This is a genomic window from Lentzea alba (genome assembly GCF_047445655.1).
Classification (GTDB): Bacteria; Actinomycetota; Actinomycetes; order Mycobacteriales; family Pseudonocardiaceae; genus Lentzea; species Lentzea alba_A.
The window spans coordinates 178,218-201,656 of sequence record NZ_JAJAEG010000016.1; the positions used below are offsets into that span (position 1 = coordinate 178,218).

Consider the following 23,439-nt stretch of genomic DNA (forward strand, 5'->3'; position numbering starts at 1 on the left):
ATCACTCCTTCGGTGGCGGCGGGTGACGATCAGGCTTTGGGCTTCTCCAAGGTGATCGCGAAGACGTGCAGGCGCGGGCCCGAGGTCTTCGGCAGCGTGACGGAGGTGAGGTCCTTGGCCGGGTCCAGCACGAGCGTCTGGTGGAAGATCGACACCTGCTTCTGCACCGGCCCGGACGGGGTGTGCATCAACGTCGTGGCAACGGGTTCCGACTCACCGAACTGAGGCCGCTGCTGCCACGCCGTCACCCGGAACCGCGCCGGTACGGCACCGTCGGCATATCCGATCGAACCGTCCGCGTCGACGTTGTTCGTGTCGGCGGCGGCGAGCAGGTGCAGCTTCACGTACTTCCCGGCGGGAAGAGCGATCGTCTGCCCGTTGGCGATGACGTTGTTCTTGCTGGCCTCGTCACCGTTGTGGAACTCGAACAGGATGCTGTCGTCGGTCACCGACCCGGTCTGCGGCAGCTGCGCGGCCGGGTAGGTGTTGCCGAGGCCGTCGAAGTTGCCGTCACGGCTGGTGAACTCGTTGGACAGGCCGTCGTTGTCGAGCGCCGCGCTGATGTCCACCGGCACCGCGCTGCCACCGGGTGGCAACGCGGGCAGTCCCCAGCGCTCACCGGGCTCCGTGATCCGGACCGGGGCGATCGTGAAGTCCCGCTCGCCCTTGGCGTGGATCAACGCCTCCTGGCCGCGCCTCAGCTCCAGCTCGACCACACCGTCGCGAACGCTCCACCGCGAGCAGCCGCGGACCTTCAGCGATCCCTCGATGCCGGTGCGGATGCGGCACGGCTCGCCGGCCTCGCTGTAGACCCGGACGAACCGTGTCCTGCCGCCCCGCCGGACCGCGCTGACGAGGAACGCGCCCTCGGTCCGGGTGTCGTGGATCGTGACGTCCTGCCACACCGGCGGAACGGCCGGGAAGATCCGGATCAGCCCGCCCCAGCTCTGGATCAGCATGTCCTGCAACGACTTCGCGGCACTCAGCGGAGTTTCGATCACCGGACCCGCCTCGAAGTACATCGTGTTCGGCTGGGCGAAGCGGGCGACGAACTCGCGCAGGTACGTCAACGCGGCCTCGCCACGGGTCATCTGGGCCGCGATCGAGGCCGCGCCGGTGAAGGTGAAGCCGCGCAACGAGCCCTCGAAGCTCAGCCAGTGCTCCAGCGAGCGTTCGATGAGGTCACGGCGTTCCGGCTGCTCCCAGTTGACCTCGTGCAACGGGTAGACCGCGAGCATGTGCGAGTAGTGCCGGTGCGACTTCGCGAACGGCACCCCGGCGCCGATCATGAACCCGCCCGCGTCGGCCGGGTACTCGACGAGCTGGTCGAGCACCTCCTGCCACTTCGGTGCCAGTGGGTCGTCGATCTTGAGGATCTTCGCGCTGTCGATCAGCGTGCGGCAGGACCACCGCAGCAGCGCCAGGTCGTAGTTGCAGTCGGGGGCGACGCCGTACTCCGGCGAGTAGGTGGGCAGCAGGTGGAGCTTGCCGTCGTTGCCCTTGCGCAGGAAGTGCAGGTAGTAGTTGGTGGATCGGCGCAGCACCGGGAAGACCGTGTCGCGCAGGATCCGTTCGTCCATGGTGTGCCGGTAGCTCAGCCACGCGTTGTGCAGCAGCCACGGCAGGTTGCCGATCTCCGGGTCGGGCGAGGGGTGCAGCGGCGAGCCGACGAACCCGGCGTCCTGGAACGTGGGGTCGGTGCTACGTCTCAAGCCCATCGAGTCGACGCGGAACTCCGGCCGCAGCGCGTCGATCAGGATCTGCTGGTTCTGCGAGATCGTGCGCGGGATCGGGTCCAGTTCGAGGTGGTTCGACGCGAGCACGGCCCAGTACTCCAGCTGCGCGTTGAGGTTGAACCACACCGACGGCCACGGGGTCGGCTCCAGCCACGGCCCGGTGGTGGGCATGATCGGCGCTTCGCTGCGCGCCCCGGACGCGAGCTTGTACAGCTGGATCCAGTAGAAGCTCTGCATCAACGCGTCCGGCACGGACACGAAGCTCTTGCGGTAGAAGCGATGCCACCACTTCTGGTGCTGGTGGCGCAGCATCTCCGGGATCGACGCCCTGGTGATCGTCTCCTTGACCGTCGCCTCGGCGGTGCGATCGGGGAACGAGTGGTCGACCGACAGCAGCAACTCCGTGCGGCCGTGGAGCTTCTTCACCCGGTAGGCCGTGGCGGTCTGGCCGCCCGCGACCATCTCCTGGGTGACGAGCGTGAGCCCGTTCTCCGTGCGGGTGACGGGTTTGGGGTTGAGCGGCAGCGTCGCGGGCGGTGGTTCGCGGATCACCCGCGGGCTCAACGCGTCCAGTGCGACGAACTCCAGCTTGAAGTCGCGTTCACCGCTGGTCGGGCGCACTTCCAGGTGCAGCAACGACTTCTCGGCGTGCACGAACGACCTGATCGCGAGCTCGCCCTTGTCCGTGATGATCTTGCCGCGCAGCTCGGCGTTCCACAGGTCCAGCCGGAGGTCGACACCGGTGATCTTGCCGACCGGCGTCAGCAGCACGCGCCCGACCGGGAGCCGCGCCACTCCCCACTCGTTCCCGAACTGCGGCCGGTGGTCCTGCACCTCGGCGTGGTCGACGGTGAACCTGACGGCGTTCGCGCCCGGCTCGCGGTACACGGCGGTGGCCAGAAAGCCGTTGCCCAGGAACGGACCCTCGTACCAGGCGCGCGGAACCCGCTGCCAGACGAGGTCCTGCTCGCCGAGGAACCGCTCCCAGTCGATCCTCGTCGTGCACCCGGTGATCTCGACGTCCGCGGTCGCCGCGTTCGTCCCCGCCGGCAACGCCGTGAGCGCCGCCCCAGCCACAACCCCACCCAGCAGCCCGCGCCGCGACAGATCCACAGAACACCTTTCACGTCCGCGGGCGGCTGCGAACAAAGATCGGAGGTGTACCTACTGGCCGCAGCCTATGGCGCCCCTCACAGGCGGTCAAGGCCAGTCAAGTGCCATCAACGATCGGATGAAACCGTTTGCTCTCGTCGTCGCCGGTATAGTTATACCGTGATCGAACTGAAGCCTGCCGCCGAGATCGCGATCATGCGCGAGGCGGGCCAGGTCGCGGCCCGGGCACTCGCCGCCTGCCAGGCCCACGCCGCTCCCGGCGTCACGCTGTAAGGAGCTCGACGACGTCGCCCGCGAGGTGATCTTCAGCGCCGGCGCGGAGTCACCGTTCCTCGACTACCACCCGAAGTGGGCGCTCACGCCGTTCCCCGGCGTCATCTGCGCGTCCGCGAGCGACGCGGTCGTCCACAGCACTCCCGGTGCGCTCCCGTTGCGGGACGGAGATCTGCTGTCGTCGGTACACGAGAAAGCGCTCGTGTACCGACGACAGCACCCGGCTTCTAGGAGTTGCACAGCATCGACTGCGGCGCCAAGCTGGGCGGCCTGGCCGGTGACGCGGCCATCAGCTCCGTGATCGGCGAGGCCGCGCCCGCCGGCGGCTACGGCCTGCTCGAACACCACGGCGGGCCCGGAATCAGCCGCGAGATGCACGAGGAACCCCTTCGTGCCCAACGAAGACAAGGCCCGCAAAGGCCTGAAACTGGTGCCCGGCATGGTTCTCGCACTCGAACCGATGCTGCACGCCGGTGGCCGCGACGGTTACCTCACCGACGACGACGGCTGGACGTTGCGCACGGACGGCGGCTCTCGCGCGGCGCACGTCGAGCACACGGTGGCGATCACGGTCGACGGTCCGGTCGTACTCACGTTGCTCTGAAAGCGATTCGAGACGCGGCGGTAGTGATCACGCTCCCGCCGCGCGCATGATGAGCCTCCGCCGCGAGTCCTGGAGGATGCTCATGATTGCGCGTTCCTACCCGTTCGGCCCGGTGGACGGGCTGGAGATCGATCCGACGTACACCCGGCTCCAAGAAGACGAACCGCTCGCCCGCGTCCAGCTCCCGCACGGGGAAGAAGGCTGGCTGCTCACCAGATACGACGACGTGCGCCTAGCGCTCGGCGATCCCCGGTTCAGCCTCGCGCAGGCCGCCGTGCGCGACACACCGCGGATGGGCGCGCAACGGATGGGCGCGATCCTGACCGACCTCGACCCACCGGACCACACCCGGTTGCGCCGCCTGCTCGCGCACGCGTTCACCGTGCGCCGCGTCGAACAGCTGCGAGCGAACGCGGAACGGCTGGCCGGTGAGCTGCTGGACGACATGGAGAAGGCCGGCCCGCCTGCCGATCTGGTCACGGCGTACGCGGTTCCGTTGCCCGGCTTGATGGTCTGCGACCTGCTCGGCGTTCCGTACGAGGACCGCGACCACTTCCAGGACCTCGCCGCCGCGTTCATGTCGATCACCGCGCTGACCGACGAGGAGAAGATGGCGCGGCTGGGCGAGCTCGCCGGCTACCTCGCCGGACTGGCCGACCAACGGCGCGTGCACCAGGGAGACGACCTGATCAGCGCTCTCGTGGTGGCACAGGAAGAAGGAGACCGGCTGACCGCCGAGGAGCTGGTGCAGCTGACGGTGCTGCTGCTCGGAGCCGGCTACGACTCCACCGCCGCCCACATCGCCAACTCGGTTCACACGCTGCTGCAGTTCCCCGATCAGGCCGAACTGCTTCGCTCACAGCCCGAGCTGATGCCAGGTGCGGTGGAAGAGTTGCTGCGCTGGATTCCGGCGCAGGAGATCTCCGACATCCTGCCCCGGTACGCGCTGGAGGACGTGGAACTGAGCGGTGGCACGGTGCTGGCCGGTGAGCCGGTGCTGCTCGCCAAGCACGCCGCCAACCGCGATCCGCGCCAGTACCCGGACCCCGACCGGTTCGACGTGACGCGCAATGCCAAGGGACACCTCACGTTCGGGCACGGGCCGCACCACTGCATCGGCGCGCAGCTCGCGCGGATGGACCTCCAGGTCGCGCTGACGGCGATCCTGCGGCGGTTCCCCGAACTGCGGCTCGCCGAAGAGGTGCAGTGGCGGACCGGCATGGCCATGCGGGGTCCGCTGGCCATGCAGGTCGCCTGGTGACGCGCTAGCCGGTGATGTTCTTGAGCCGAACGGCCTTGTACTTGCTGTTCGGCTCAAGGCCGTACTTCAGCGGGTGGTGGCCACCGGCGTCGTGCACTTGTCCGTGGCCAGAGCCTCGGTGTTCGGGCCACCCTCGGGATTTCCGTTCCATGCTGCACGGCACGCGGCCGCCGTTGTTCGCGGTCAGCCAAGTCGCCGCGCGCTGCAGCAACTCACCCCTGCTGACCTGCGACTAGGCCGACGCAGGAGCGCTCACGAGCGCCAGCGTCAGAAATGCCGCGATCACCGCTGAAATGAATTTCATCATTTCCCCCGTTCCGAGAAGCGCGAATCTCGTAGCTCCACCGGAACACGGCCCGCGAGAAGAGTCAAAGGTTCACTCGACGCGTTGCCGGTAGTACCGACTTTAGTGGTCACCCACCCGAGCGACTTCACGACCATCGTGGTGATTTTCCGGCTGAGAACGCGCGTCACGCCAAAACCCGCACTTGGATCTTGTCCACCCATGCGCGTGTTCGGTTCACTCCGCTCATGACAGAAGCCGTCCAGGCAACGGACACCCTCCGCGCGATCGAGCAGCGCGTGCTGTGGCTGTCGACCGCGATCGTCGACCACGCCAACCGGGTCCGGCCCAACACCACCGGTCTGAAAGTGGGCGGCCACCAGGCTTCCAGCGCGTCGATCACGAGCATCATGACCGCGCTGTGGTTCGAGCACCTGCGCCCGGAGGACCGGGTGTCGGTGAAGCCGCACGCCTCCCCCGTGCTGCACGCGATCGAATACCTGCTCGGGCTGCTCGACGACGAGCAGATGACGACTTTGCGCGCGTACAAGGGGTTGCAGTCCTACCCCTCACGGACCAAGGACCCGGTCCCGGCCGACTACTCCACCGGATCCGTCGGCATCGGTGCCACCGCGCCGATCTGGGGCGCGCTCGCCCGTCGGTACGTCGGCGAGCAGACGATCGGGCGGCAGTACTCGTTGGTGGGCGACGCCGAACTCGACGAGGGCGCGTGCTGGGAGGCGGTCCTCGACCCGATGGTCGCCGGGCTGGGCGAGATCGTGTGGATCGTCGACTTCAACCGGCAGTCGCTGGACCGAGTGGTTCCCGTGCTGGGCGCCGACCGGATGCGCGCGCTGTTCACCGCCGCGGGCTGGCAGGTGATCACCGTCAAGTACGGCACGGCGTTGGAGGAGCTGTTCACCCGGCCCGGTGGCGCCGCTCTGCGCGACCGGATCGACACGATGACCAATGCCGAGTACCAACGGCTTCTGCGCCACACCCCCGAAAAGCTCCGCGCGCTGTTGCCCGGTGACAGCCAGGACATCGCCGCGTTGCTGGCCGATCTCGACGACGACCAGCTCACCGAGGCGTTCCGCAGCCTCGGCGGTCACGACCACACGGCGCTGCGCCAGGCGTTCGAGGCGATCGACGACACCCGGCCGACCGTGATCATCGCGTACACCGTGAAGGGCCACGGCCTGCCCACCGCCGGTCACCCGCAGAACCACTCGGCGTTGCTGACCGGAGCCCAGTTCGAGGAGCTGGCCGCGCGCTGCGGGATGTCGGCTTCCCATCCCTGGCAACGATTCGAGCCCGGCACCGCCGAGCACGAGGTGTGCTTGCAAGCCGCCCGCCGGCTCCAGCGCGACCCCGTTCCCGCACCGCAGTCCCTCACCGTGCCAACAGATCTGGGCCGCACACCGTCCGGCACCGCGACCACCCAGTCCGCACTCGGCCGCACCCTGCTCGACCTGAACCGCGCCGCCCCGGACGTCGGCGCGCGGGTCGTCACCGTGTCACCGGACGTCAGCTCCAGCACCAACCTCGGCGGCTGGGTCAACAAGGTCGGCATCTGGTCGACCAGCGAGGGCGTCGACTGGTTCGCCGACGACGCCGAGACGATCCTGCACTGGCGTGAACGTCCCACCGGCCAGCACATCGAGCTCGGCATCGCGGAGACCAACCTCGTCGGCCTGCTGGGCGAGCTCGGCGCGACCTGGAGCCGTTGGGGCCGCCCGCTGTTGCCGATCGGCGTGCTCTACGACCCGTTCGTCACCCGCGCCCTGGAGCCGTGGTCGTTCGGCATCTACGCGGGCGGTCAGTCGATCCTGGTCGGCACCCCGTCCGGCGTCACGCTGGCCCCCGAGGGCGGCGCACACCAGTCGATCACCACGCCGTCCATCGGCATCGAACAACCCGGCTGCACCACCTGGGAACCCGCGTTCGCGCTCGACACCGAGTGGTGCCTGCTCGCCGCGATGAGCCAACTCGGCCGCCCCGGCGGTTCATCGGCCTACCTGCGGCTCTCCACCCGTCCGGTGGACCAGAAGCTCGCGGCGATCCCCACCGATCCGGCCGCCCGCGAACGACGGCGCCGGCAGGTGGTCGCCGGTGGCTATCCGCTGCGCCGCACCGACTCCCCCGAAGCCACGATCGTCACGATGGGCGCTCTCGTGCCCGAAGCCTTGGAGGCCGCCGAACGCCTCGAAGGCGTCGGGGTGTGCGTTGACGTCGTCTGCCTGACCAGCCCTGATCTGGTGTTCCGCGCGGTGCAGGCCCGGCGCGGTCGCGGCGACGCACCGACGTGGATCCTCGACGCGCTCTTCCGGGCAGACGTCCCGTTGGTCACCGTGCTCGACGGGCACCCGCACACGCTGGCGTTCCTGGCGGGATTGACCAGGCAGGGCGCGATCCACCTGGGCGTTCGAGAGTTCGGGCAGTCCGGCGACCTGGACAGCGTCTACCGCGCCCACGGCATCGACACCGACAGCATCATCACCGCGGTGCTGGACGTCCTAGGCTGAGCGGCTCTGCGGCGCGAGCAGCTCGTTGATGGAGTCCAGCGAGATGCCCAAAGCACCGGCGAGCGCGGAGATGGTGAAGAACGACGGCGTGGGAGCACGCCCGGTCTCGATCTTGCGCACGGTCTCGGCCGACAACCCGGCGCGGGCCGCGATCTCGACCATGCTCTCGTCGCCGCGGGCGTCCCGCAGCAACTGCCCGAGCCGCCTGCCGCGCTCCCGCTCCGTCGAGGTCAGGGGAATGCGCACCATGTCTGCGGATTCTACGCGAAACACGCAAGTCAAAGTGCTGTAGTGCCGTGGCCCCAACCCAAGTCGGCTATTTCGCGCCCAGTGGGGACGCCTCGCGGCACCGCGATGCGCCCGCCTGGACACGAAAGTAGGACGACATGGGCTGGGGGCACGGCACTAAAAACTCCGTTGCGAGGCCGGCTGATCACGACATAGGTTCGTCGTACACAAGAGAGGAGGTGGTCCAAAGTTGTATAGCTACAGGACTCGTGAGGTGGCTGTCCGCTAGGACCGCCCTCGGTGACGCCTAGTCGTAAACCCAGGCAGCCACCCGGCCCCCGGATTTCGAGCGCTGGTCCCGCTCGGCCCGCTAGCGCGGGAGTCGTCCGGGGGTTGTCCCATTTCACGGGGACTTTCTCACAGGGACTTCTTGAGGGCCTTGAGATCGGCCACGAAGGCGTCCAGCGCCTCCCCGAAGTTCTCCGCCCGCACCACGGCGGAGGGGTGCACGGTCACCCCGACCCTCAGCCCGTCGTGCTCCAGCACCTCACCGCGGTGCTCGGTCAGCTTGAACGACGGCCCCAGCAACGCCTTCGCCGCGACGGCTCCCAGCACCACGACGAGCTCCGGCTTCACGACACGGATCTCCTCGCGCAACCACGGAAAGCACGCCAGCACCTCGGACCGGCGCGGCTGCTCGTGGATCCTGCGCTTGCCCCGCAGGCTGAACCTGAAGTGCTTCACGGCGTTGGTGAGGTAGACCTCGTCCCGCGAGATCCCCGCGGCGGACAGCGCCTTGTCCAGCAACCGCCCCGCCGGGCCGACGAACACGCGGCCCTCGGCGTCCTCGCGGTCGCCGGGCATCTCCCCCACCATCATCAGCCGCGAAGCCCGGATCGGGCCCTCCCCGAACACCGTCTGGGTGGCGTCCCGGTACAGGTCGCACCCGCGGCAGTCCGCGGCCGCCGAACGCAGCGCCGCCCAGCCCGCCCGCTGAGGGACGAACCGGGCGGCGCCGGTCGACTCACTACTTGTCCGACTTGAAGGCATCCTTTACCTTCTCGCCTGCCTGCTTGATGTCTGCCTTGGCGCGCTCGGCGCGGCCCTCGGCCTGCCACTGCTCATTGTCGGTGGCGTCGCCCACAGCTTCCTTCGCGCGGCCCTTGAGTTCGTCTGCCTTGTTGCTGAACTTCTCGTCGGCACCCATGCAACTCGGTTACCCGGCGAGCACCCCGCGAAACAGTTGATAAGGTGATCACTCGCGGTTGAGAACCCAGCCGCAAGCCGATGAGACGGCTTGCTCTGGGTGTGTCCCGCCCCTTCGAGAGCTCCCGAGCACCGTCGTCGCACCGGCATGCCGCTGTGACCACGACGACGCGAAAGGAGCCGGCGGTGTCGTCCGCGAGAATCACCGCCCTCGAGGCCGAGGTGGCGGGGCTGCGCAAAGCTCTGGTGTCCCGGACTGTCATCGGGCAGGCCACGGGCCTGATCGCCGCACGCAAGCCCTGCACACCCCAGCAGGCGTTCCAGCTGCTGGTGCACGTGTCCCAGCACCACAACATCAAGCTGCACGTCGCCGCGGACCGGCTGGTCGCCGCGTTCGTGCACGCCCACCTCGGCCGGCCGGTCAAGCCGGCCGACCAGGTGCTGTGGGATCACGTCAACGCGACCACCGCGAACGAATCCGGAGAGAGCGACGACGGGTTCGCCGAGGAGGTCAGCAGCACGTCGCCCTGAGGCAGCGGGACGGGCGTCGTGCCGAGGTTCACCACCACGCGGGTCTTCCCGCGGTGCAGCACGAAGCACGCCCCGTCCTGCTCCACCACGAACCTGTCCAACCGCGGATCGGCGAGCTCCGGGCGGGAGCGGCGCAACGCGATCAGGGCTTTGTACATCTCCAGGACCCGTGCGTGGTCGCCCTGAGCGGCCTCGTCCCACCTGAGGCGCGAGTTCTCCACGGTCTGCGGCGACATCGGGTCCGGCACGTCGGACTCGCCCCAGCCGTGCCGCGCGAACTCACGCCTGCGGCCCGTCCGGACGGCCTCGGCGAGCTGCGGGTCCGGGAAGGACGCGAAGAACTGCCAGGGCGTGCTCGCAGCCCACTCCTCCCCCATGAAGATCATCGGCGTGTACGGCGAGCAGAGCACGAACGCCGCACCGCACAACAACTTTCCCGTCGTGACTGACGCGGGCAACCGGTCGCCGGTGGCGCGGTTGCCGATCTGGTCGTGGTTCTGCGTGTAGGCGAGGAACCGGTGGCCGGGGATCAGGGCGGTGTCGACCGGCTTGCCGTGGTGCTTCTCGCGGAACGACGACCAGGTGCCCGCGTGGAAGAACACCTTCTCCAGGGTGTTCCGCAGCGCGTCCGGCGCCGCGAAGTCCGCGTAGTAGCCGAAAGTCTCGCCCGTCAGGGCAACGTGCAGACAGTGGTGGAGGTCGTCGGACCACTGCGCCTGCAGGCCGTATCCGCCGCCTTCCCGTGCCGTCACGAGCTTGGCGTCGTTGAGGTCGGACTCGGCGATCAGGCTGAGCGGACGTCCGACGCTCGTGGAGAGCGCGTCCACCTCGACGGCCATTTCTTCGAGGACGTGGACCGCACGCCGGTCCGCCAACGCGTGCACGGCGTCGAGCCGCAGCCCGTCGACGTGGAAGTCCCGCAACCACTGCAGCGCGTTGTCGATCACGTACCGGCGGACCTCGTCGGAACCCGGTCCGTCGAGGTTGAGGCCTGGGCCCCAGTCGTTGCGGCCGGCGAAGTACGGCCCGAACTTGTCGAGATACGCGCCAGAAGGACCGAGGTGGTTGTAGACCACGTCGAGCAGCACGGCGAGACCTCGGGCGTGGCACGCGTCCACGAACCGCTTGAACCCGTCCGGCCCACCGTAAGGCTGGTGGACCGCACCCCACAGGACGCCGTCGTAACCCCAGCCCTCGACGCCGTCGAAGCTGTTCACCGGCATGACCTCGACGAACGTGATGCCGAGGTCCACCAGGTGATCGAGCTTGCCGATCGCCGCGTCGAACGTCCCCTCCGGCGTGAACGTGCCGATGTGCAGCTCGTAGATCACACCACCCGGCAACGCCCGGCCGGTCCACGCGCTGTCCGTCCACTCGAAGTCGTGTGCGTACACACGGGACGCCTCGTGCACTCCGTTCGGCTGCCACAACGACCGCGGATCCGGATACGCCTTGCCTTCGATGACGAACGCGTAGTCCGTGCCCTCAGGCGACTCGACGTCCGAGTACCACCAGTCGCCGTCGCGCTTCATCTCGTGGTCGAAGCCGTCGACGCGCACGTGCACCGACTCCAGCGTCGGCGCCCAGACCGAAAAGCTCACGATTCCCCTCGCACCAGCAGTGCCACCGGATAGCGGTCGAGCAGCGACGCCAGGCTCTCGGAGGCCGGCCGCCCGGTGAGCACGTCCATCCACTCCGGACCCTTCGGCAGCGGCAGAACGGTGTCCTGCCAGCCCTTCCGCGCCAACGTGACCGGCAATCTGGTCGCGACCGTGATGATGTGCGACCGCTGGAACGCCAGCACGTGCTCAGCGGCCGGACCTTCCGCGCGCAACGGCTTGTAGCCGCGGAAACCCTTCCGCTTCGCCCGCAGAGCCCGCTGCACCACCAGCATCTTCACCGCGCCCGAGTCGTCGACCTCCGGCAGCCACCCGGACTCGATGCGCGCCAGCAGGTCGCGCCGCAGGTCGTAGTCGACCGGCCGCCGGTTGTCCGGGTCGACCAGCGAGAAGTCCCACAGCTCGGTGCCCTGGTAGATGTCCGGCACACCGGGTGACGTGAGCTGGACCAGCTTCTGCCCCAGAGAGTTCGACCAGCCGGGCGCCTTGATCCGTTCGACGAATGCGGCGACGTCCGGATCGTCCAGCACCTTCGCCGGCCACGCGGCCACCTCGGCGTCGAACTCGGCGTTGCGGTCCACCCAGGACGTCTTGATCTTGGCCTCGCGCGACGCCTTGTCCAGGTACTGCCCGAGACGTTCCTCAGTGATCGGCCACGCGCCCACCAGCGACTGCAGCGCCAACCGGTTCAGCGACGGTTCGGAGATGCCGTGCTTCTCGGTCATCGCGGCCTCGAACGCCAGGTACTCGTCCGGGATCTCCGCCAGCACCGCGAGCCGCGCCCGCACGTCCTCCGACCGCTTGGTGTCGTGCGTCGACAACGCGGTCATCGACAGCGGCCAGCTCGCCTGCCTGGCCGCCGCCCGCCGGTGGAACTCCTCCACGGGCACGCCGAACGTGTCCGGCGATCCGCCGACCTCGTTGAGCGCCACGAAGTTCGTGTAGCGGTAGAACGCGGTGTCCTCGGTGCCCTTCGCCACGACCATGCCGGACGTCTGCTGGATCCTGGTCGCCAGCTCGCCGTGCGGGTCGGCGCGGACCTGCTCGTCCAACGCCCGCACGGCCGGTGACTTCGACCGCCCGACCGCGATGTCCCAGTGCTCCAGGCCTTCCGGCAGGTACGACCGGTACACCGGGAAGTTGACCATCACCTCGGCCACCGCGGTGCAGGCGTCCTCGAACGGCACGCCCTGCACCAGCCGTGCGATCCGGTGCACCTCGGCCGCCAGGATCGAGTCCGCGACCTGCTGCCGTGCCGCGTGCTCGACCTCGTGGAAGTCACCGGCGAACTTGTCGGTGGGCGCGATGAACACGCCGCAGATCTCCCGCAACGCGTCGTAACCCGTGGTGCCGTCGACCGGCCAGCTCTGCGGCAGCGTCTCGTCCGGCCCGAGGATCTTCTCCACCACGATCCAGCCGGGGAACCGCTCGCGCAGCCGCCGGAAGTAGCCGGTGGGGTCGGCGAGCCCGTCCGGGTGGTCGATCCGCAACCCGTCCGGGCGCCACCGCAGCACCTCGTGGTGGGTCATGTCGAACACCTCGGGGTCCTCGACCCGCACCGCCGCGAGCTCGGTGATGTCGAAGAACCGCCGGTAGTTGAGCTCCTGGTTGCCGCGCCGCCAGTCCACCTTGACGAAGTGCTCGCCGGGTTCGTCTTCGGCGCCCTCCGGCAGCACCGGCAGCAGCACCTTGCCCGACGACCAGTCGATGTCGAAGTACCGCGCGTACTCCGACGCCTGGCCCTTCTCCAGCACGTCGTCCCACCAGGGGTTCGGCACCACCATGTGGTTCGGCACGATGTCGACGACCAGCGAGAAGCCCAGCTCGTCCAGCTGTTCCTGCAACGCGTCCCGCGCCGCCTCACCACCGAGCTCGGGCCGCGCGCGGGTCGGGTCCATGACGTCGTACCCGTGCGTCGACCCCCGCCGCGCGTCGAGCATCGGCGACGCGTAGAGGCCGTCGACTCCCAGCCGCACCAGGTAATCCAGGATGCCGCCGGCGTCGGCGAAGGTGAAGGACGGGGTGAACTGGACGCGATACGTGGAGTTCGGCGCCATCAGCCCACGCGCTCCAGCACCACGAGCGACCGCGCGGCCAGCGTCAGGCTCCCGCCCGCCGCGATCGGCTTCTCCCCGTCCCCGATCCGGCCGGTCGCCGTGTCGACCACGACCGTCCACTCCGGACCGTACTCGGAGTCGGGCAGCGTCACCTCGATGTCCTCGTGGTGTGCGTTGAACGCCATCAGGAACGAGTCGTCGACCACCCGCATGCCGCGCGCGTCGAGATCCGGGATGCCCTCGCCGTTGAGGAAGATGACGATGGCCTTGCCGAAGTCGTCCTCCCAGTTCTGCTCGGTCATCTCCTCGCCGGACGGCGTGAACCACGCGATGTCGCGCAGCTCCTCGCCCTTGCGGATCGGCCGCCCCGCGAAGAACCGCTTGCGCCGGAACACCGGGTGCGCCTTGCGGAACGCCGACAGCGCCGCGGTGAAGTCGACCAGCTCGCTGTTGCTCTCCAGCAACGACCAGTCGACCCAGGAGACCTCGTTGTCCTGGCAGTACGCGTTGTTGTTGCCGTGCTGCGTGCGCCCGAACTCGTCGCCGTGCAGGATCATCGGCACACCCTGCGACAACAACATCGTCGCCATCAGGTTCCGCCGCTGCCGCGCCCGCAGCTCCAGGACGTCCTTGTCGTCCGTGGGCCCCTCGACACCGCAGTTCCACGACCGGTTGTGGTCCTCACCGTCGCGGTTGTCCTCGCCGTTCGCCTCGTTGTGCTTGTCGTTGTACGACACCAGGTCGTTGAGCGTGAACCCGTCGTGCGCCGTCACGAAGTTGATCGACGCGTACGGCCTGCGCCCGTCGTCCTGGTACAGGTCGCTGCTGCCGGTGATGCGCGACGCGAACTCGCCCAGCGTCGCCGGCTCACCCCGCCAGAAGTCCCGCACGGTGTCCCGGAACTTGCCGTTCCACTCAGTCCACAGTGGAGGAAAGTTGCCGACCTGGTACCCACCGGGCCCGACGTCCCACGGCTCCGCGATCAGCTTGACCTGCGACACCACCGGATCCTGCTGCACGACCTCGAAGAACGTCGCCAGCCGGTCGACGTCGTAGAACTCCCGCGCCAGCGCCGCCGCGAGGTCGAACCGGAACCCGTCGACGTGCATCTCGGTGACCCAGTACCGCAGCGAGTCCATGATGAGCTGCAACGTGTGCGGCGTCCGCACGTTCAACGAGTTACCGGTGCCCGTGTAGTCCGTGTAGAACGTCGGGTCTTCCTCGCTCAGCCGGTAGTACGCCTCGTTGTCGATCCCGCGCATCGACAACGTCGGCCCGAGGTGGTTGCCCTCCGCCGTGTGGTTGTAGACGACGTCGAGAATGATCTCGATCCCGGCCTGGTGCAGGGCCCGGACCATGCCCTTGAACTCCTGCACCTGGTTCAACGGCAACGCCGAGTAACCGTCGTGCGGCGCGAAGAAGCCGATCGTGTTGTAACCCCAGTAGTTGCTGAGCCGGCGCTCGGCCAGCGTGTGATCGCTGATGAACTGGTGCACCGGCATCAGCTCGACAGCCGTGACACCCAGCTTGGTCAGGTGGTCGATCATCACCGGATGCGCGAGGCCCGCGTAGGTGCCCCGCAGCCGCGGCGGAATCTCCGGGTGGTCGATGGTGAGGCCCCGAACGTGCGCCTCGTAGATGACGCTCTCGTTGTACGGCGTCCTCGGCAACCGGTCGTTCGTCCAGTCGAAGAACGGGTTCACCACCACGGACTTCGACACGTGCGGCGCCGAGTCCGCGTCGTTGCGCTCGTCCGGCGCCCCGAACTTGTACCCGTAGAGCGCCTCGTCCCACGCCAGACCGTTGCTGATCGCCTTGGCGTACGGGTCGATCAGCAACTTGTTCGGGTTGCACCGGTGCCCCTTCGCGGGGTCGTACGGGCCGTGCACGCGGTACCCGTACCGCTGGCCCGGCCCGATACCGAGCAGGTAGCCGTGGTGGACGAAGCCGTCCACCTCCGGCAGCCTCACGCGTGTCTCTGTGCCGTCGTCGTCGAAGAGGCAGAGTTCGACGTACTCCGCTACCTCGGAGAACAGGGCGAAGTTGGTGCCTACGCCGTCATAACCAGCGCCAAGCGGGTAGGGCCTTCCAGGCCAGGGTCGCACGATGCTCCTCGTCACAAGCGGCGGCTACCCGTCGACCCTATCCGGCTAACACCCGCCCGGCATCACACTCCTTCGTGTGCAAGAACGAGCTGCCCACGTGCGGCCGTGAGCAATGTGCGAGCTTCCTGGATCTCCACGTACTTCAGGTGCTCACAAGCAGCTTCCGCGCAGGCCAGCGCGTGCTGCAGAGCGATGTTGTCGTCCACGGGACCAGCGTCCCGCAGCGCGTCACGCAGGGATTCCTCCGCGCGCCGTGCCCCGACCACCGGGTCACCGAGCGCCTGCGGTCTCACCGAAGCGAGGACCTGCTCGACGGCCAGTTCAAGCACGCCGGTTGGTGTCCGCGTGCTCACGGCTGAGCTCATCTGGTACGCCACCTCCAAAACGTTCGTCGTCCGCCGTCGGGTGACGGCCTTACAGTACTCCGCAGGTACGTGACCTGCCGTTACGCAAAAGTTTCATCTTCCGCGGCTGCGCAGCGGGCGGGTGATGTCCCGGACGCGTGGAAAGAGATCGTCCAACGGAACGGGCAGGGGAATTCTCCAGTTCGGGTGCTCGTCGATCGTGCCCGGCACGTTGGGCTGCCGGGTTTCCCGCAGAGCGTCCTGAGGTGAAGTCAGGACCAACGCGCAGGGTGCGTGCGCGAGCAGCTCGTGGGCACCCGCGACCCGGTCGGCCGGGTCGATGCCCTCCTGGCGCATCAGCTCGTCGAAATCCGGCCCGTCGTCGCCGGCGAAGAACGTCGCCGCGGTCGGCAGGTCGTGCGTGGAGATGCTGGCCATCTGGTTCGGGTTCCACTGGGCAGGCGGGATCAGCGGGTGGCCGGACGCGTAGTAGTCGCGCTGGAAGTACAGAACGGCGCTGGTGAGCATGCCGTTCTCCTGCAACGTCTTCGTGACGACCGGCTCGACGGTGCCGAGGTCCTCGCCCACCACGACCGCGCCGGCCCGGAAGGCCTCCAGCGCGAGCACGCCGAGCATCGCGTCGGCGTCGTAGTAGACGTAGGTGCCCCTGCTGGGTGGCTCACCCGGCGGGATCCACCACAGCCTCCACAGACCGGCCACGTGGTCGATGCGGATGCCGTCCGCGTGCTTCAGGACGCTGCGCAGCACCTGCCGGAACGGCCGGTAGCCGGTCTCGGCGAGCTTGTCCGGCCGCCACGGCGGCAGGCCCCAGCCCTGGCCGTCCGCGCTGAACGCGTCCGGCGGGGCACCGACGGTGACGTCGATGGCGAAGACGTCGGGGTCCGCGAACGTGTCCGCGCCGCCCGGATCCACCCCCACCGGCAGGTCGTGGATGACGCCGACGGCCATGCCCGCCTCGTGCGCGGCCAGCCGGACGTCCTGCAGCTGGCGGGTGCAGAGGTGCTGGAGCCAGGCGTAGAACGCGACCCGCTCGGCCGGCGGGTCTTCGCGGTCTCGTGGCCACGCGCGCCAGTTCTTGCCGTGGATCTCGGCCAACGCGCAGTACGTGGCGAAAGCTTCGAGGTCAGCGTCCATCTCGATGTCGCCACCGGGGAACAGCAGCTCCAGCGCCTGCTTCTTGGCGTCCCAGATCGCGTCGTAGTCGATCAGGTCCTCGTTCGCGGGCCTGAGGTCCCGGATGAGCTGCCGCGTGCGCGGGCAGGCCTGCAGGAACTCCGCGGTGTCGGTGATGCGCAGGTACAGCGGGTTCGCGAACCGCCGGCTGGTCGGCGAGTACGGCGACCGCTCGACGGGGTGCGTCGGCGACGGCGCCTGGACCGGGTTGACCAGCACCACGCCGGCGTCGAGCTCCAGCGACGACCGGCGCGCGATCGTGGCGAGGTCGGCGAAGTCTCCCATCCCCCACGAGTCCTTCGAGCGCGCGGCGTAGAGCTGCAGCATCCAGCCCCAGGCGTGCGGGACGTCCGGCAACGTCCTGGGCGCCACCGCCAGCGTGATCGTCTGCGTCTCGGTGCGGATCCGGTGCCAGCCGAGCGGCAACGAGTCCGGCAGGTGGCGTTCGGTGTGCTCGACGGTCCCGTCCTCGAGCTCGATCGTCGCGGGACCACGCAGGTCGTACGTCTCGTACTCGCGGATCACGATCGTGGGCGGCAGCGTCTCCTGCTCCCTGCGCTGCTCGACAGCGGCGAGCTCACGGGCGACGGAGTCCTCAGTGGACGCGTCGACGCCGAACTGGGCGAGGACCTTGACGACGACCTCGGTGTCGACGGTGACCTCTTGCTGGTCCGCGTTCTCGTACCGAGTGGCAACGCCCCAGGCGTCCGCCAGCCGCGCCACCGACTCCTCCACAACTACAAGCTATGTCACAGCTCGGTGCTTATTACCAGAGCAAATGGTCCCTGGTCACCCGAAGGGTGCAGGCCGATCAGGACGCCCTTCCTCACATCGAATTGGCTAGACATCCGATGCTTCGCCGGGAATCGCCACCACAGCCTCGACCTCAACGAGAAAGTCGGGCCCGAACAACGCCGCGACCTGAACCAGCGTGCTGGCCGGGTTGGGCACTTCGCCCAGCGCGGGCCGCAAAATCTCGTCGCGGACATCACGAATGGTCTGAACCTCCGAAGCATCAAGCACATACCACGTGAACTTGATGACATCCGACCAGTCCGCACCAAGATTTCTGATGACGTGATGAAGATTGCCCAACGCCTGCCGCGTCTGGGCACCCAGGTCGTCGACCCCGACCACACACCCCTTGGCGTCGACCGCCACCTGCCCCGAGATGAACGCGAGCTTCCCGGTCACCGCCACCGCGTGCGCGTAGCCGGGCGTCGTCGGCAGGTCGGGCAGTTCGGTCAAACGCTCTTCGGCGGGCATGCCTCAACCGTACTCAGCCGACCGGCCCGCTCGAGTTCCGCACCACCAGCCGCACCGGGTGCTCGGCCGGCTCGATCTCCCCACCCCGGATCAGCGTGAACAGGTCGGCGACCGCCCGCTCCCCCTGCTCCTTCGCCGCCCCCTCGACCGACGTCAGCCCGACCACCCGGGTCAGCTCCTGCCCGTCCAGCGACACGATCGAGATCTCGTCCGGCACGGCCCGCCCATCCCGCTGCATCCGCAGGAAGATCCCCACCGCCGCGGCACCGTTCGTGCTGATCACAGCCGTGGGCAAACGCTCGCCGTCCAGCAGCACGTCGACCACCTGCTCACCACCGTCGACGGTCGGCGAGCACCACACCGTCCACTCGGGACGGACCTCCAGCCCGGCCTCGATCAGGATCTCGTCGTACGACTCGTCAACGCCGTCCGACAGCACCAGCGCCACGTCGTGATGCCCGAGCGCGAGCAGATGTTCCACAGCGGTCCGCAGTGCACGGCGAAGATCGTCGTCATCGACCGTGATGTGCGGAACCTCCAGCGACTCCAGCGCGGCCTGTTCGACCTCTGTCATGGATATGGACAGAAGAAGCACCCCGTCCACCCGGCGCCCCAGCGGAAGCTCGTCGAAGAACTTCTCCCGCCCGCGTTCGTCAGCGAGAACGTAGAGCAGCACGTCGTACCCGGCCTGCCGCAGCGCGCCTTCCGCACCCGCCAGCACCGGGCTGACCTCGGACGTGAGCACCGCGATGGCGTACCGGCGGCCACCGGCCAAAGACGAGGCGTCGCGTGCGATGGCGTACTTCATGCGCCGCGCGACCTCGCTCACGTGCTGCCGCGTCGCATCGGACACGCCCGGTTCGCCGCGCAGGGCCCGCGATACGGTCGCAGCGGACACCCCTGCAGCCTTGGCCACATCGGACATGCTGGTCACGGTTCACGAGCGTATTGGAGATCCATGAAGCCCGGCGACCTCGCCCCCGACTTCTCCCTGCCCGACCAGGACGGCACCGAGCGCAAGCTGTCCGATCTCCTCAGCAACGGCCCGGTCGTGCTCTTCTTCTACCCCGCCGCGATGACGGCCGGGTGCACCGCGCAGAGCTGCCACTTCCGCGACCTCGCCGGCGAGTTCGCCGAAGCGAAAGCGCAGCGCGTCGGGATCTCCACCGACGACGTGGCCAAGCAGAAGCAGTTCGCGGAGCTGAACAACTTCGACTACCCGCTGCTGTCCGACGTCGACGGTGAGGTCGCCGAGCAGTTCGGCGTGAAGCGGCGGTTCGGGCCGATCCCGGTCAAGCGGCACACGTTCGTCATCGACACCGACCGCGAGGTCATCGAGGTGATCAAGAGCGAGTTCAGCATGAACACGCACGCGGACAAGGCGCTGGCGGCGCTCAGGAATCGGTGATCGTCAGCACGCCGTAGGGCCCGGAAGCCTTGCCCTCACGGACAGTCACGCCGTCGACGGTGTATTTGCCGTGCACCTCGGCGCCGTCCGGGCCTGCCACCACCACGAGCATCACGGACTTCGACGACGGGTCGACCGACACCTCGACCCGGTGCGTCCACGGCAGGGGCACGCTCGACTGGTTCCGCACGGACGTGCCGACGGTCGCAGTGATGTTGAACGCCGTACCGGTGCCGGTCACCTCGAACACCACGACCCGCTTCGGGGGAGACGGCACCACGGTGGGCGGCGGTGGCCCTTCCTCGGCGACGGGCCGAGTCGCCTCGCGCGCCGCGTCCAGCACGCGAGGGCCGAAAACGACCGTGCCCACGGCGAACAGCGCGAGGATCAGCAACAGCACCCACGGCCACTTGGGTGACCGAGGCATCTCGTACATCGGCGGTGCGACGCCGTACTCCGGTGGCAGCTGCGACATGAGGACCCCCTGCCGGTGAGGTCGACATCGCGCCGCCCGCCGTTACCGCAGGCCCGCCAGCACGAAGTCCGCGATCTCACCGGCCAGGGCGACAGGCGTCTTCGGCCCGTCCGGCCGGTACCACATGGGCAGCTGGTTCACGACGCCCAAAGCGATGCGCACCACCGTGTCCGCGGGCACCGTGGAGCTGAACTCCCCGTCCGCCTGCCCCTTCTCGATCACCGCGAGGAACGTCTCGTGGTACCGCCGGCGCTCGGCCCGGAACTCGGCCATCCGGTCCTCGCCGAGCCGGTGCAGCTCCCGCACGAACACGGCCGTCTCGTCGACCCGTTCCGCCGTGGAGACGACCAGCGAAACCAGGATCTCGCGGACCGTGTCGACGGCCGGCAGCCCCAGCCCGATGATCCGGTCCATGTCGGCGGACTGGGACGTGATCAGCAGCCGGTAGATCTCGAAGAGCAGGTCGTCCTTCGCGCGGAAGTAGTGGTACAGCGCGCCCTTCGTCACCTCCGCGGCCGTGACGATCTCCTGCACCGACGTCGCGTCGTAACCCTGCGACGCGAACAGGCGCACGGCCGCGTCGATGATCTTCTGCTCGGTCGCGCTGGGCATGATCAGGCCCGCGGTGCCAGCGCGCGTACCTGCTCGACCTGGTCGCCACCGGTCGGGAGCAGGGCGATGATCGGCGTGTCGACGCCGGCGGTCTGGTACTCGGCGACGCGCGCACGACAGTGGTCCAACGAGCCGTGCACGACCAGCGCGTCGACGACCTCGTCCGGGATGGACTTCGACGCGGCCTTGCGGTCTCCCGCCGCCCACGCCTCGTGCATCGGGCGCAGCACCTCGCCGCGGCCCAGCCAGTCGTGGAACGCCGCGTACGCCGGCACGGTCAGATAGGTGCTGATCAGCATGCGCCCCAACGCCCGCGCGGCGTCAGCGTCCTCGGTCGGGCACACGAAGATCCGCGCCGCCAGCTCGGCGTCGCCCAGCTCGGAGCGAACCTGCGCCACGTCCGAGGCGGCCAGCCAGTTCGTGATCGCGCCGTCGGCCTCGCGACCGGCCAGCCGCAGCATGTTGGGCCGCAGCGCAGCCAGCATGATCGGCACCTTCTCGGCCGGCGGGCGCTCCAGCTTGAAGCCCGACACCGAGAACGTGTCGTACTCGGCGGTGACCTTCTCGCCGGCCAGCGCGGCCTTGAGGAAGCGCAGCGTGTCGCGGGTGCGCTTGAACGGCTCCTCGAACGGGATCGCGTTCCAGCGCTGCACGATCACGGGCGACGACGAGCCGATGCCCAGCACGAACCGGCCGCCGGTGACCTCGGCCATCGTGGCCGCCGTCATCGCGAGCGTCGCCGGTCCGCGGGTGTAGACGGGCGCGATCGCCGGGCCGAAGCGCAGGTCGGAGGACCACTGCGCGGCCAGCGCGAGCGGCGTGAACGCGTCCGTGCCGGTCGTCTCGGCCGACCACACGTCCGTGTACCCGAGCCCGGCGAGCTCGGACACCAGCGCGCGGTGCTCCAGCACCGGCACGCCGATCAGCGGCAGCGTGATTCCCCAACGAGCCATGAACGCCTCCCGGTCAGCCACTGACGTTGTCGACCCGCGAGTGCTTTTCTCGCGGGTCGACAACGTCAGTGCCAAGCTTCTAGGAATGTCACCGAGGCTCACCCTACCGACCGGTCGGTATGCTCACAACTTCCTGGCGAAGGTCAGTCCGTCCGCGATCGGCACCAGCACCGACTCGACCCGCGGATCACGCAGCACGAACTGGTTGAACGCATCGATCNTCTAGGAATGTCACCGAGGCTCACCCTACCGACCGGTCGGTATGCTCACAACTTCCTGGCGAAGGTCAGTCCGTCCGCGATCGGCACCAGCACCGACTCGACCCGCGGATCACGCAGCACGAACTGGTTGAACGCATCGATCGCGGCGGCGTTGCCCTCCGGCTGCTCCAACGCGGCCTCGCCGTAGTAGAGCGTGTTGTCCGCGAGCAGCAGGCCACCCTGACGGACCCGCGGCACCAGCAGGTCCCAGTAGTGCACGTAACCGACCTTGTCCGCGTCGATGAACACCAGGTCGATGACCGGCTCGTCGGGCAGCTCGGCCAGGGTCTGCGCGGCCGGCCCCATGCGGAGGTCGATCCGGTCGCGCACGCCCGCCGCCTGCCACGCCTCCTCGGCGATCGCGGTCCACTCGGTGGAGATGTCGCAGGTGATGACCTTGCCGTGCGGGGGAAGCGCCTGCGCGAACGCGAGCGTGGAGTACCCGGTGTACGTGCCGACCTCGAGGATCGTCTGCGCGCCGGTGAGCTTGACCAGCAACGACAGCAGGACGGCCTGCTCGTGCGGGATCTGCATCTCCGCCGAGTCGCCGAGCTCCAGCGTCCTGGCGATCAGCTTCTCCTGCACCGCACTGGGCTGGCCTGCCTGTTTGCGCACGTACTGGTAGATCTGCGGGGTCATGACCACGGTCTTGAAGTCGTTCACGCGCGGCCTTCTCTCATAGTCGGGTGAGGAACGTCCTGAGTGTGTCCCTGTACTCGGGCCGCAGTGGGTGTTTCGCGAGGTCGTGACCGATGGCGGACAGGACGGCGGCGCGGTGTGCGCGATAGCGGCTCACGCACACGTTCTCGCGGCTGACCAGGAAGAACTCGTCGAACCGCGCGCGCTCGGCGTCGGTGGTGGGCACGCGCGTGCGCCCCGACTCGCGCAGCAGCGAGACGCCGCCGGGCACGAGTCTGCGCATGACCTCCATGTGTGCCAACAGGTTCGCCTTGCTCGCGGTGGAAAGGGGTGCGGCTGCCACGGGCCCCAGTGCGGCACGGGCCCGGCGCAGCAGTCCGGGCACGGGCTCGTAGTCACGTGCCCATCGCCCGCTGAACGCCGGGTCGAACGCCATCATCATCGGCCGGATGACGTCCTCGTACACCTCACGGGAACAACTGCCCGAATAGGCCAGCATCACCGAGTACGCGTCGTATCCAAGCGCAGCGAGGCGGACTAGTTGCGAATCGGGCTCGCGTATCAACCGATCGAGTGAATCCGAAAGAAACCTCCACACCAAGAATGCGCCGTGATGGCCGAGAAACCACCGGTGCACGGCGCGCTCGACCGGATCCTCGGGGGTGCCGATCTCGATCGGAATCTGATAGCAGCCGGTGCACGGAATCAATTCCGCACCAGGCATCGGCATCCGCAGAACGGGCAGGT

The 23,439-nt window shown here is 68.4% G+C and carries 22 protein-coding genes; 5 read left to right on the top strand and 17 right to left on the bottom strand.

Features of this window, described 5'->3' with window-relative positions; genetic code table 11:
- Positions 1-29 precede the first annotated feature (29 nt).
- Positions 30-2,849 carry a glycosyl hydrolase family 95 catalytic domain-containing protein gene (locus LFM09_RS26680; RefSeq protein ID WP_414099289.1) on the bottom strand — a complete coding sequence of 940 codons (2,820 nt, stop codon included), beginning with the start codon at positions 2,847-2,849 and terminating at the stop codon, positions 30-32.
- A gap of 664 nt (positions 2,850-3,513) precedes the next feature.
- On the opposite strand from LFM09_RS26680, the gene LFM09_RS26685 reads away from it, so the two are divergent.
- From LFM09_RS26685 to LFM09_RS26695, 3 genes are all read left to right on the top strand, one after another.
- A complete protein-coding gene (locus LFM09_RS26685; RefSeq protein ID WP_414099290.1) occupies positions 3,514-3,726 on the top strand; it encodes a hypothetical protein in 213 nt (70 codons plus the stop codon).
- Positions 3,727-3,808: 82 nt separating this feature from the next.
- Positions 3,809-4,987, top strand: coding sequence for a cytochrome P450 (locus LFM09_RS26690; protein ID WP_414099291.1), 1,179 nt, complete (start codon positions 3,809-3,811; stop codon positions 4,985-4,987).
- Positions 4,988-5,518: 531 nt separating this feature from the next.
- Complete coding sequence (locus LFM09_RS26695; RefSeq protein WP_414099292.1) at positions 5,519-7,795, top strand: transketolase-like TK C-terminal-containing protein; 2,277 nt, start codon at positions 5,519-5,521, stop codon at positions 7,793-7,795.
- On the opposite strand, the gene LFM09_RS26700 is transcribed toward LFM09_RS26695, so the two are convergent.
- The 3 genes from LFM09_RS26700 to LFM09_RS26710 form a co-directional block, all read right to left on the bottom strand.
- Positions 7,787-8,044 carry a helix-turn-helix domain-containing protein gene (locus LFM09_RS26700; RefSeq protein WP_414099293.1) on the bottom strand — a complete coding sequence of 86 codons (258 nt, stop codon included), beginning with the start codon at positions 8,042-8,044 and terminating at the stop codon, positions 7,787-7,789. The two genes, LFM09_RS26695 and LFM09_RS26700, sit on opposite strands and share 9 nt — an antisense overlap.
- 396 nt (positions 8,045-8,440) lie before the next feature.
- A complete protein-coding gene (locus LFM09_RS26705) occupies positions 8,441-9,073 on the bottom strand; it encodes a UdgX family uracil-DNA binding protein (RefSeq protein ID WP_414099294.1) in 633 nt (210 codons plus the stop codon).
- Positions 9,051-9,230, bottom strand: coding sequence for a CsbD family protein (locus LFM09_RS26710; protein WP_414099295.1), 180 nt, complete (start codon positions 9,228-9,230; stop codon positions 9,051-9,053). Before LFM09_RS26710 ends, LFM09_RS26705 begins: the two co-directional genes overlap by 23 nt.
- A gap of 185 nt (positions 9,231-9,415) precedes the next feature.
- On the opposite strand from LFM09_RS26710, the gene LFM09_RS26715 reads away from it, so the two are divergent.
- Positions 9,416-9,760, top strand: coding sequence for an ANTAR domain-containing protein (locus LFM09_RS26715; protein ID WP_414099296.1), 345 nt, complete (start codon positions 9,416-9,418; stop codon positions 9,758-9,760).
- On the opposite strand, the gene treZ is transcribed toward LFM09_RS26715, so the two are convergent.
- The 7 genes from treZ to LFM09_RS26750 all read right to left on the bottom strand — a co-directional run bounded on the left by treZ (position 9,679) and on the right by LFM09_RS26750 (position 19,270).
- A complete protein-coding gene (gene treZ / locus LFM09_RS26720) occupies positions 9,679-11,361 on the bottom strand; it encodes a malto-oligosyltrehalose trehalohydrolase (RefSeq protein ID WP_414099297.1) in 1,683 nt (560 codons plus the stop codon). The genes LFM09_RS26715 and treZ overlap by 82 nt on opposite strands.
- A complete protein-coding gene (gene treY, locus LFM09_RS26725) occupies positions 11,358-13,436 on the bottom strand; it encodes a malto-oligosyltrehalose synthase (RefSeq protein ID WP_414099298.1) in 2,079 nt (692 codons plus the stop codon). The genes treZ and treY overlap by 4 nt, the downstream gene beginning before the upstream one ends.
- Positions 13,436-15,541, bottom strand: coding sequence for a glycogen debranching protein GlgX (glgX, locus tag LFM09_RS26730; RefSeq protein WP_414099299.1), 2,106 nt, complete (start codon positions 15,539-15,541; stop codon positions 13,436-13,438). Before glgX ends, treY begins: the two co-directional genes overlap by 1 nt.
- A gap of 62 nt (positions 15,542-15,603) precedes the next feature.
- Positions 15,604-15,906, bottom strand: a complete 303-nt coding sequence (locus LFM09_RS26735) for a hypothetical protein (protein WP_414099300.1) — start codon at positions 15,904-15,906, stop codon at positions 15,604-15,606.
- A gap of 93 nt (positions 15,907-15,999) precedes the next feature.
- Positions 16,000-17,814: a 4-alpha-glucanotransferase gene (locus LFM09_RS26740; RefSeq protein ID WP_414099301.1), complete on the bottom strand. Its 1,815-nt coding sequence runs from the start codon at positions 17,812-17,814 to the stop codon at positions 16,000-16,002.
- A 105-nt stretch (positions 17,815-17,919) separates the two neighbouring features.
- Complete coding sequence (locus tag LFM09_RS26745; RefSeq protein WP_414099302.1) at positions 17,920-18,345, bottom strand: RidA family protein; 426 nt, start codon at positions 18,343-18,345, stop codon at positions 17,920-17,922.
- A 13-nt stretch (positions 18,346-18,358) separates the two neighbouring features.
- Positions 18,359-19,270, bottom strand: coding sequence for a LacI family DNA-binding transcriptional regulator (locus tag LFM09_RS26750; RefSeq protein WP_414099345.1), 912 nt, complete (start codon positions 19,268-19,270; stop codon positions 18,359-18,361).
- Between the two features lie 33 nt (positions 19,271-19,303).
- Between LFM09_RS26750 and LFM09_RS26755 the strand changes: the two genes are divergently transcribed.
- Complete coding sequence (locus LFM09_RS26755) at positions 19,304-19,753, top strand: peroxiredoxin (protein ID WP_414099303.1); 450 nt, start codon at positions 19,304-19,306, stop codon at positions 19,751-19,753.
- Here LFM09_RS26755 and LFM09_RS26760 read toward each other — a convergent pair.
- The 6 genes from LFM09_RS26760 to LFM09_RS26785 all read right to left on the bottom strand — a co-directional run bounded on the left by LFM09_RS26760 (position 19,740) and on the right by LFM09_RS26785 (position 23,191).
- Positions 19,740-20,228, bottom strand: a complete 489-nt coding sequence (locus LFM09_RS26760) for an MmpS family transport accessory protein (protein ID WP_414099304.1) — start codon at positions 20,226-20,228, stop codon at positions 19,740-19,742. The two genes, LFM09_RS26755 and LFM09_RS26760, sit on opposite strands and share 14 nt — an antisense overlap.
- Positions 20,229-20,270: 42 nt before the next feature.
- Positions 20,271-20,840, bottom strand: coding sequence for a TetR/AcrR family transcriptional regulator (locus tag LFM09_RS26765; protein ID WP_414099305.1), 570 nt, complete (start codon positions 20,838-20,840; stop codon positions 20,271-20,273).
- Between the two features lie 2 nt (positions 20,841-20,842).
- Positions 20,843-21,793 carry an LLM class F420-dependent oxidoreductase gene (locus LFM09_RS26770; RefSeq protein ID WP_414099306.1) on the bottom strand — a complete coding sequence of 317 codons (951 nt, stop codon included), beginning with the start codon at positions 21,791-21,793 and terminating at the stop codon, positions 20,843-20,845.
- A 123-nt stretch (positions 21,794-21,916) separates the two neighbouring features.
- Positions 21,917-22,012, bottom strand: coding sequence for a hypothetical protein (locus LFM09_RS26775; protein WP_414099346.1), 96 nt, complete (start codon positions 22,010-22,012; stop codon positions 21,917-21,919).
- A 47-nt stretch (positions 22,013-22,059) separates the two neighbouring features.
- Positions 22,060-22,716, bottom strand: coding sequence for an O-methyltransferase (locus LFM09_RS26780; RefSeq protein ID WP_414099307.1), 657 nt, complete (start codon positions 22,714-22,716; stop codon positions 22,060-22,062).
- 13 nt (positions 22,717-22,729) lie between these two features.
- The gene (locus LFM09_RS26785) at positions 22,730-23,191 is read right to left on the bottom strand and encodes a hypothetical protein (RefSeq protein ID WP_414099308.1); all 462 of its coding nucleotides are present in this window, start codon (positions 23,189-23,191) and stop codon (positions 22,730-22,732) included.
- Positions 23,192-23,439 lie beyond the last annotated feature (248 nt).

Excerpts from the sequence above, each read along its gene's own strand:
- LFM09_RS26745 (WP_414099302.1), bottom strand. The coding sequence starts at position 18,345 with ATGCCCGCCGAAGAGCGTTTGACCGAACTGCCCGACCTGCCGACGACG.
- LFM09_RS26710 (WP_414099295.1), bottom strand. The coding sequence starts at position 9,230 with ATGGGTGCCGACGAGAAGTTCAGCAACAAGGCAGACGAACTCAAGGGC.
- LFM09_RS26735 (WP_414099300.1), bottom strand. The coding sequence starts at position 15,906 with ATGAGCTCAGCCGTGAGCACGCGGACACCAACCGGCGTGCTTGAACTG.
- treY (WP_414099298.1), bottom strand. The coding sequence starts at position 13,436 with ATGGCGCCGAACTCCACGTATCGCGTCCAGTTCACCCCGTCCTTCACC.
- LFM09_RS26705 (WP_414099294.1), bottom strand. The coding sequence starts at position 9,073 with ATGCCTTCAAGTCGGACAAGTAGTGAGTCGACCGGCGCCGCCCGGTTC.
- LFM09_RS26765 (WP_414099305.1), bottom strand. The coding sequence starts at position 20,840 with ATGCCCAGCGCGACCGAGCAGAAGATCATCGACGCGGCCGTGCGCCTG.
- LFM09_RS26785 (WP_414099308.1), bottom strand. The coding sequence starts at position 23,191 with ATGCTGGCCTATTCGGGCAGTTGTTCCCGTGAGGTGTACGAGGACGTC.
- LFM09_RS26690 (WP_414099291.1), top strand. The coding sequence starts at position 3,809 with ATGATTGCGCGTTCCTACCCGTTCGGCCCGGTGGACGGGCTGGAGATC.
- LFM09_RS26755 (WP_414099303.1), top strand. The coding sequence starts at position 19,304 with ATGAAGCCCGGCGACCTCGCCCCCGACTTCTCCCTGCCCGACCAGGAC.
- LFM09_RS26695 (WP_414099292.1), top strand. The coding sequence starts at position 5,519 with ATGACAGAAGCCGTCCAGGCAACGGACACCCTCCGCGCGATCGAGCAG.
- LFM09_RS26760 (WP_414099304.1), bottom strand. The coding sequence starts at position 20,228 with ATGTCGCAGCTGCCACCGGAGTACGGCGTCGCACCGCCGATGTACGAG.
- LFM09_RS26750 (WP_414099345.1), bottom strand. The coding sequence starts at position 19,270 with ATGTCCGATGTGGCCAAGGCTGCAGGGGTGTCCGCTGCGACCGTATCG.
- LFM09_RS26770 (WP_414099306.1), bottom strand. The coding sequence starts at position 21,793 with ATGGCTCGTTGGGGAATCACGCTGCCGCTGATCGGCGTGCCGGTGCTG.
- LFM09_RS26700 (WP_414099293.1), bottom strand. The coding sequence starts at position 8,044 with ATGGTGCGCATTCCCCTGACCTCGACGGAGCGGGAGCGCGGCAGGCGG.